Genomic DNA, 6,910 nt, shown 5'->3' with positions numbered 1-6,910 from the left:
AAGCCGCCGCCCGGCTGGGCGCGCCGGTGGTGGAACTCCATACCGGGCCGTACGCGCACGCCGTGGAGCCCGCCGACGTGGCCGCCGAACTGGACCGGCTGACGCGGGCGGCCGAGATGGGCGCGGCGCTGGGGCTGGAAATCCATGCCGGCCACGGCCTCACCTATGACAATGTCGCAGCCGTCGCGGCGCTGCCGCAACTGGCCGAGCTCAACATCGGGCATTTCCTGGTGGGCGAAGCGGTGTTCGTCGGTCTGGGCGCGGCGATCCGCCGGATGCGCGACCTGATGGACGCCGCCAGACCTTGGGCGCCGGCGTGAGCAGCCTGATGGTGCCCTCCGGCCTGGCCCTGATCGGGCTGGGATCGGACCTGTGCAACATCGAGCGCATCGAGCGCAGCATCGAGCGGTTCGGCCACCGCTTCATCAATCGCATCTTCACCGAGACCGAGCAGGCCAAGGCCGATCGCCGCAGCCTCACCCGGGCGGCCACTTATGCCAAGCGCTTCGCCGCCAAGGAGGCCTGTGCCAAGGCGCTGGGCACGGGATTCCGACAGGGCGTGTTCTGGCGCGACATGGGCGTTGTCAACCTGCCTTCGGGCCAGCCGACCCTGAACCTTGCCGGCGGCGCCGCGGCAAGGCTGGCGCAAATGACCCCTGCCGGGCATAAGGCGGCAATTCATCTGACGATGACCGACGACCATCCGTGGGCACAGGCCATCGTGCTGATCACTGTGAGTATTGCATGACCGAAGGAACCAGCGGCGCCGTGGCGACGAAGAAGAAGATCAATTGGGCCGAGGAAGCCTGGCAGCTGTTCCTGCTGGCGCTGGCCGTGCTGGCCGTCCACACCGCCGTGGCCAAGCCTTTCTACATCCCGTCGGGATCGATGCTGCCGACCCTGCTGGTTGGCGACCGGCTGATCGTGTCGAAATATCCCTATGGCTATTCCTATCTGTCGCCCTCGCTCAACGTGCTGCCGAAGATGGAAGGCCGGCTGTTCGGCAGTCTGCCGGAACGCGGCGACATCGCGGTGGTGAAATCGCCGATCGGCCAGGATGACTGGATCAAGCGGGTGATCGGCCTGCCGGGTGACACGGTGCAGATGAAGGATGGCCAGCTGTGGCTGAACGGCCAGCCGGTGCCCAAGGTGAAGGTGGCCGACACGGTGATGACGGTGACGCCGAACAGCGACTGCACCGGGCTGGTGGACGCGCAATATCGGGTGATCACGCCCGACGGCGCCACCGAATGCCATTTCCCCACTTATCGCGAGACGCTGCCGGGCGGGCGGTCCTACCTCGTGCTCGATCTCGCTACCCTGCCGCAGGACAATACCGAGCCGGTGATCGTGCCGGAGGGCCACCTGTTCCTGATGGGCGACAACCGCGACAACAGCGAGGACAGCCGCTTTGCAGCCGAGATCGGCGGGCTGGGCCTGCTGCCGGTGGAAAATGTCGTCGGCCGCGCCGAGTTCACCACCTTCAGCCTGGATGGCTCGACCAGCTTCAACCCGCTGACCTGGATCACCGCATTGCGCAACCGCTGGTTCCTCAGCCTGCGCGACTGATCCGGTTATTCGGTGGGGCGGGCCGCTAGCAGCTCGATATCGAATTCCAGCACCGCACCCGGCGGAATGACCCCGCCGGCGCCCTGCGCGCCATAGGCCAGCGCCGGCGGCACCACGAAATGATATTTCGAACCGACCGGCATCAGCTGCACGCCTTCGGTCCAGCCCGGGATCACCTGGTCGAGCGGAAAGGCCGCCGGCTGGCCGCGGCTGTAGCTGGAATCGAACACCGTGCCATCGATCAGCTTGCCTTCATAATGCACCAGCACCGTGTCGCGCGCGCCGGGCTTCGGGCCGGTGCCTTCGCGGATGACGCTGTACTGCAGGCCGGATGCGGTGGTGATCACGCCGGGCTTGTCCTTGTTGGTGGAGAGGAACTTCATGTCGGCGGTGCGCACGGCGGCCACCTGCCCCTGCGTGCCGGTATAGACCAGCACGCCCACCACGGCGAGGACCACGGCGCCGGCCGCCAGCCATTTGCCGATGCCCACACCGCCCGCGCTGCCTGCCTGTCCTGACATGATGGTTCCTGACTGTTCCTGCAGATGCCGGATGAAACTGGCCGTTACATGACGAGAGCCGGGCGGGGGGTCAACCCTGCCCGGCTCTCCGGTCAATCGCGTGTGGCGCGTTACTTGATGCCGTCGCGCTCCATGCGCTTGCGCTCCAGCTTGCGGGCGCGGCGCACGGCGGCAGCCTTTTCACGGGCGCGCTTTTCCGAAGGCTTCTCGTAATGGCGGCGCAGCTTCATCTCGCGGTACACGCCTTCACGCTGCAACTTCTTCTTCAGGGCGCGAAGGGCCTGGTCGACATTGTTGTCGCGAACCAAGATTTGCATGAGCTGCCGTCACTCCAGTCGGTTGTGGGGCAACGCCGCCCCGATCATCGGTTTCAGAATCAGATTCCGTAGAAAATGATGAACCCGCCGAGTCGGCCCGGCGGGATACCGCTGGGGCGATAGCAGATGGCCCGATGCGACGCAATATCGGCTGGGAAGCGCCGGCCAGCCGCGATAAGGAGAGCCATGGCCGACGATACTCCGCTTGCCGAACTGGCCCCCCGCCTCGTCGCGGCGATGCTGCCGCATGTGCCCTTCGACGGCTGGACAGCCAAGGCATTGGCAGCCGCGGCCGCCGACCTGGGCATCGATCCCGATATCGCAGGCCTCGCCGTTCCCGATGCCGAGACCATGCTGACCCTGTGGACCGCGCGAGCGAACGCCGGCATGGCCGAGGCGATGGCCGGCGCCCACAATCTGAAGATCCGCGAGCGCATTCGCATGGCACTGGTGACGCGGCTGGAACAGGGCGACCGCGAGGTGACGCGCCGGGCGCTCAGCCTGCTGGCCCGACCGGAACATGCCTCCCTGTCGGCGCGGCTGCTGTGGCAGGCGGCCGATGCCATGTGGCGGGCGGCCGGCGACACCGCCACCGACTACAACCATTACACCAAGCGGGCGATTCTTTCGGCCATATACTCTGCGACGCTGCTGCACTGGACGCAGGACGACAGCGAGGATTTCGCCACCACCAGGGCCTTCATCGACCGCCGCATCGAAGGCGTGATGCGTTTCGAGAAGACCAAGGCCAAGCTGACCGGCATGATGGGCAAGCTGCCCGATCCGGCGCGCATCCTGGGCCGCCTGCGCTATCCGGTCGTTTAACACTGGCGCGCTCCGCGCAGAGTTGATAACGGTTCGCAACTTTCCGCTGCCGGACCCCGCGTTTGACCGTTTCCGCCCCTCACCGCCCGATCGACGCGCTGGCCATTGGCGAGGTGGCGTTGATCGCTGCCATCGATCGTGCCGGCCTGGCGCCCGATACTGCGCAGCGCCTGTGCGAACTGGGCTTCGATGAAGGCGTAGACGTGGAGATCCTGCACCGCGCCCCGTTCGGTGGCGATCCCATCGCCGTGCGCGTTGGCAACATGGTGGTGGCGCTGCGCCGCGACATGGCCCGGCTGATCGAGGTGGAGGCATGAACGCGCCGGTTTCGGGCCTGGCGCGCACGCCGATGGTCGCGCTGGTCGGCAATCCCAATGCCGGCAAGACCAGCCTGTTCAACGCGCTGACCGGCAGCCGCCAGAAGGTCGGCAACTATCCGGGCGTCACCGTGGAGCGCAAGGCCGGGCGGCTGGCCCTGCCGGATGGCCGGGTCTGCGATCTCATCGATCTGCCCGGTACCTACAGCCTTGATCCGCGTTCGCCGGATGAGGCGGTGACCCGCGATGCCATCTTCGGCCGCATCGCCGGTGAGCGGCCGCTGGATGCCATCGTCGCGGTGATCGATGCCACCAACCTCCGCAACCATCTGCGCTTCGTGCTCGAACTGAAGGCGCTCGATCTGCCGTTGGTGGTGGCGCTGAACATGGTCGATCTCGCCGCGCGCGACGGCATCGTGGTGGACGCCGCCCGGCTGGCCGATCTTCTGGGCCTGCCGGTGGTGGAAACCGTGGCGGTCAGAAAGCGCGGGCTGGACGCGCTGGGGGCGGCGCTGGCGGCCCGCATCGGCAACGCCGCGCCGGCACTGCCAGAGGACCGGCCATCGGACGTGCGCGCTCTCCAGAAACAGGCGCGCGCTCTGGCTGCCACGGTGGAGACCTCGAGCGGCGCCGCGCGGCGCTGGTCGCAGCGGATCGATGCCGTCGCGCTGCATCCAGTGATTGGTCCGCTGCTGCTGGCGACCATATTGTTCTTCATGTTCCAGGCGGTGTTCAGCTGGGCGGAAACCCCCAAGAGCTGGCTGGAAGCCGGAATCGCCGTATTACAGGCGGCGCTCACCGCGGCGTTGCCCGAAGGCGTGCTGTTGTCCCTGCTCAACGATGGCGTGCTGGCGGGGGTTGGCGCGGTGGTGGTGTTCTTGCCGCAGATCCTGATCCTGTTCGCCTTCATCATCGCACTCGAGCAGTCCGGCTACATGACGCGCGCTGCCTTCCTGATGGACCGGCTGATGGCGCGGGTGGGCCTCAATGGCCGCGCCTTCATCCCGCTGCTTTCCAGCTTTGCCTGCGCCATCCCCGGCATCATGGCCACGCGCACCATCGATTCGCCGCGCGACCGGCTGACCACCATCCTGATCGCCCCGCTGATGACCTGTTCGGCGCGCCTGCCGGTCTATGCCGTGGTGATCGGCGCCTTCATCCCGACGCGCAATGTGGGTCCGTTCGGCCTGCAGGGGCTGGTGCTGTTCGCGCTCTACATCGCCGGCATCGTGGGCGCTCTGGTCGCTGCCTTTGCCTTGCGGCGTACCGTCACGAAAGGCGCTGCGCCGCCCTTCCTGATGGAGATGCCCAAGTATCAATGGCCGGCCCCACGCGACCTCGGGCTGGGCCTCTATGGCCGGGCCACCGCCTTCCTCACCCGCGCCGGCACCATCATCCTCGCCTCCACGATCGTGCTGTGGGGGCTGGCCAGCTGGCCGCAGCCGCCGGAGAACGCGGTGAAGCCGGGCATCGAATACAGCCTGGCCGGCCGGATCGGAGCAGCGCTGGAGCCGATCTTCGCTCCCATAGGCTTCAACAAGGAAATCGCCATCGCGCTGGTGCCGGGCATGGCGGCCCGCGAAGTGGCGGTGTCGGCGCTGGGCACCGTCTATGCGCTGCAGGGGGTGGACGAGGAGAATGCCGGAAGCCTGATCGACCAGCTGCGCAGCGCCTGGCCGCTGCCCACCGCGCTCGCGTTCCTCGCCTGGTTCGTGTTCGCGCCGCAGTGCATCTCCACGCTCGCCATCACGCGGCGAGAGACCGCCAGCTGGCGCTGGCCGATCTTCATGTTCACCTATCTGTTTGCCGCCGCCTATATTGCGGCAGGCCTGACCTTCCACATCGCCAGCGCCCTCATACCCGCAAGCTGATCCCGGCCGGCTGACTGGCCGGCAGCGCCAGGGGGGCGCTGCCGGCCAGGCGTGCCGCGGCAGGGAACGCTAGGCCGCGGCGCGCACCATGCGGGTGCGCCGCAGCGACGCCCCGACAAGACCAAAACCGGCAATCATTAGGGCCCAGCTTTCGGGTTCAGGCACCGCGCCGGCAGACAGGCCGACGAGCCCACCGCTGCCGATGCTGCCCAGCAGGGTGGGCGACCCGCTGGCAAGATCGATGCCATAGAGGCTGCTGCCGACGTTGAAATAACCAAGGCCACTACGCGGCGCGATGTCGAAGCCCAGCATCTGGGAATTGTCGAGCGCGAAGCCCAGCGGCGCATAGGCCATGCCCGACAGGTCGGTGCTGACATAGGTGCCGGCATTGGCGTTGGTGGAGCGCACCAGAGCGCCAGTGCGGGCATCGATGCCGAACAGCCGGGTGCTGGTCGCCCCGGCAATGCTGTTGGTGTAGGCGACCGCGAGCAGATCGAACGGCGACTGGCCGTTGAGCGTCAGCGCACCGTCGCTGATGGTGCCGGGCGGCGAAACATTCGTGTTGATGCGCAGATTCTGGTTGGCATCGCTCACCACCCGCAGCCGGTCGACCGTCGGGTTGAAGTCGAACCCGAAGCTGGTGCCGGTCAACGCCGCCGACACCGCGCCAAGATTGGTGGCGGTGTAGCTGCGGCCGGTCGCCTCCAGTCGATAGACATTGCCGCTGCTGCCCAGCGCATAGAGCAGGCGATCAACCGGGCGGCGATCGATGCCCAGCAGCGAGTCGCCGGCCGCGAGGCCCGAGATGGCGCGATCGGACAGGATGCTGCCCGGCGCGCTGGCGTCGAAGCTGACGATCCGGTTGTCGGCGGTCAGGCCATAGATGGTGTCGGCATGGGCCGCCGGTGCCATGACGGCAGCCGCCAGCACGGCCGCCCTGAGGCGGCCCGCGATGCGCTTGAACATGAACTTGTCCCTCCAGTGCTGCCCTGCATCCCGCAGAGAGTTTGGCGTTCCCGAAAGGGTTTACGGGGCCGGCAGAGGTGTCGATGCAGGGGGCGGTCGAAATGTTTACGGCAGTTTAATTTGTCGCAGCCCAGCCGTCAGCGGCGCTGGGCAAAGAAGGCCTTCAGCAGCAGCGCCGCCTGGGTTTCGGCAACGCCGGCCACGACTTCGGGCCGGTGATGCGCCTGGGGGTGGCTGAACACGCGGGCGCCGTGCGCCACCCCGCCCGACTTCGGATCGGCAGCGCCATAGACCAGCCGCTCGATGCGCGCCGCCCCGATGGCCGCCGCGCACATGGCGCAGGGCTCCAGCGTGACGGTGAGGGTGCAGCCCACCAGGCGCTCTGAGCCAATCGCAGCGCACGCCGCCCTTATGGCCAGCAGCTCGGCGTGGGCGGTGGGATCGTTGAGCTCGCGCGTGCGGTTGCCGGCGCTGGCCAGCATCACGCCGGCGGCGTCGCTGATCACCGCGCCCACCGGCACCTC

The 6,910-nt window shown here is 67.6% G+C and carries 10 protein-coding genes; 6 read left to right on the top strand and 4 right to left on the bottom strand.

Features of this window, described 5'->3' with window-relative positions; genetic code table 11:
- From GJV64_RS09685 to lepB, 3 genes are all read left to right on the top strand, one after another.
- Positions 1-320, top strand: a 320-nt coding sequence (locus GJV64_RS09685) for a pyridoxine 5'-phosphate synthase (protein WP_205599582.1), incomplete at its 5' end; no start/stop codon positions are given.
- A gap of 8 nt (positions 321-328) precedes the next feature.
- Positions 329-748: a holo-ACP synthase gene (gene acpS / locus GJV64_RS09680; protein WP_164157040.1), complete on the top strand. Its 420-nt coding sequence runs from the start codon at positions 329-331 to the stop codon at positions 746-748.
- On the top strand, positions 745-1,569 hold the full coding sequence (gene lepB / locus GJV64_RS09675; RefSeq protein ID WP_164157037.1) for a signal peptidase I: 825 nt from the start codon (positions 745-747) through the stop codon (positions 1,567-1,569). The genes acpS and lepB overlap by 4 nt, the downstream gene beginning before the upstream one ends.
- A 5-nt stretch (positions 1,570-1,574) precedes the next feature.
- Here lepB and GJV64_RS09670 read toward each other — a convergent pair whose 3' ends face one another.
- Together GJV64_RS09670 and rpsU are read right to left on the bottom strand one after the other, a co-directional pair.
- Positions 1,575-2,090, bottom strand: a complete 516-nt coding sequence (locus GJV64_RS09670) for an FKBP-type peptidyl-prolyl cis-trans isomerase (RefSeq protein ID WP_164157036.1) — start codon at positions 2,088-2,090, stop codon at positions 1,575-1,577.
- A 110-nt stretch (positions 2,091-2,200) separates the two neighbouring features.
- Positions 2,201-2,407, bottom strand: coding sequence for a 30S ribosomal protein S21 (gene rpsU / locus GJV64_RS09665; protein WP_164157035.1), 207 nt, complete (start codon positions 2,405-2,407; stop codon positions 2,201-2,203).
- A 186-nt stretch (positions 2,408-2,593) separates the two neighbouring features.
- On the opposite strand from rpsU, the gene GJV64_RS09660 reads away from it, so the two are divergent.
- The 3 genes from GJV64_RS09660 to feoB all read left to right on the top strand — a co-directional run bounded on the left by GJV64_RS09660 (position 2,594) and on the right by feoB (position 5,420).
- Entirely contained in the window at positions 2,594-3,232 is a 639-nt protein-coding gene (locus tag GJV64_RS09660) for a COQ9 family protein (protein ID WP_164157034.1), read from the top strand.
- Positions 3,233-3,294: 62 nt separating this feature from the next.
- Positions 3,295-3,549, top strand: a complete 255-nt coding sequence (locus tag GJV64_RS09655) for a FeoA family protein (protein ID WP_164157033.1) — start codon at positions 3,295-3,297, stop codon at positions 3,547-3,549.
- A complete protein-coding gene (gene feoB, locus GJV64_RS09650) occupies positions 3,546-5,420 on the top strand; it encodes a ferrous iron transporter B (RefSeq protein ID WP_235927685.1) in 1,875 nt (624 codons plus the stop codon). Before GJV64_RS09655 ends, feoB begins: the two co-directional genes overlap by 4 nt.
- A 69-nt stretch (positions 5,421-5,489) precedes the next feature.
- On the opposite strand, the gene GJV64_RS15630 is transcribed toward feoB, so the two are convergent.
- Together GJV64_RS15630 and GJV64_RS09640 are read right to left on the bottom strand one after the other, a co-directional pair.
- A complete protein-coding gene (locus GJV64_RS15630; protein ID WP_164157038.1) occupies positions 5,490-6,386 on the bottom strand; it encodes a DUF4394 domain-containing protein in 897 nt (298 codons plus the stop codon).
- Positions 6,387-6,523: 137 nt separating this feature from the next.
- The coding region (locus GJV64_RS09640) for a nucleoside deaminase (RefSeq protein ID WP_164157032.1) at positions 6,524-6,910 on the bottom strand (387 nt) is incomplete at its 5' end.

This window comes from Sandarakinorhabdus rubra, from assembly GCF_010994245.1.
GTDB classification, from domain to species: domain Bacteria; phylum Pseudomonadota; class Alphaproteobacteria; order Sphingomonadales; family Sphingomonadaceae; genus Sandarakinorhabdus; species Sandarakinorhabdus rubra.
The sequence above is the reverse complement of the archived record's forward strand: the minus strand, read 5'-3'. Positions and strand labels throughout refer to the sequence as shown.